The sequence below is a fragment of the Acidimicrobiales bacterium genome (assembly GCA_030747595.1).
In the GTDB taxonomy this organism is placed as follows: Bacteria; Actinomycetota; Acidimicrobiia; order Acidimicrobiales; family MedAcidi-G1; genus UBA9410.
Map to the genome: position 1 here is coordinate 1 of JASLKK010000053.1, position 685 is coordinate 685.

Below are 685 nucleotides of genomic sequence, written 5' to 3' on the forward strand. Positions count from 1 at the left end.
CTCCCCCGCCGCCCCCGCCTGCTGCAGCCGGTCGCTGAGCTCGGTGGAGGCCTGCTGCGCGGCGTGCTCGGCCGCCGCCAGCGAGGCCTGCGCCTGCGCCGCCTCGGCCTCCAGCGCCTGGGACATGGACGTCTGGGCACCGTGGTTCAATAGCGCTTTGCTCATCGACAGAGCAAGAGGTGGCCCGGCCACGATGCGTTCCACGACGTCGGCCACGTGGGCGTCCAGGCCAGCCTCCGGCACGACCCGGTTGACCAGGCCGATCCGATCAGCCTCGGTGGCGTCGATCACCTCGGCCAGCAGGGCTAATTCCTTGGCCCGGTGCAAGCCGACCCGGCGGGGCAGCACCCAGGAACCACCGAAGTCGATGGTCAGGCCTCGCCGGGCGAAGATCTCGGAGAAACGCGCCGTATCGGCGGCATAGACGAGGTCGCAACCCAAGGCCATGTTCAAGCCGGCACCGGCGGCCACCCCCCGGATCTTGGCCACCACCGGATGCTGGCAGTCGTGCAGCGCCATGGCCGAGGCCTTGATCTGACGGAGGTTGCGCAGCGGGTTGCTAGACACCGCGCCCGATGCCCGCTTGGACTGGCCGCCCACGTCGGCCCCCGAGCAGAAGTTCTCCCCGGCCCCTGTAAGCACGACGCAGCGGACCGTTTCATCGGCGTTGAGATCCCGGAAGATG

The 685-nt window shown here is 69.8% G+C and carries 1 protein-coding gene; it reads right to left on the reverse strand.

Annotated features, from left to right (window positions below; translation table 11 throughout):
- The coding region (locus tag QF777_12035) for an enoyl-CoA hydratase-related protein (GenBank protein MDP6912265.1) at positions 1 to 685 on the reverse strand (685 nt) is incomplete at both ends.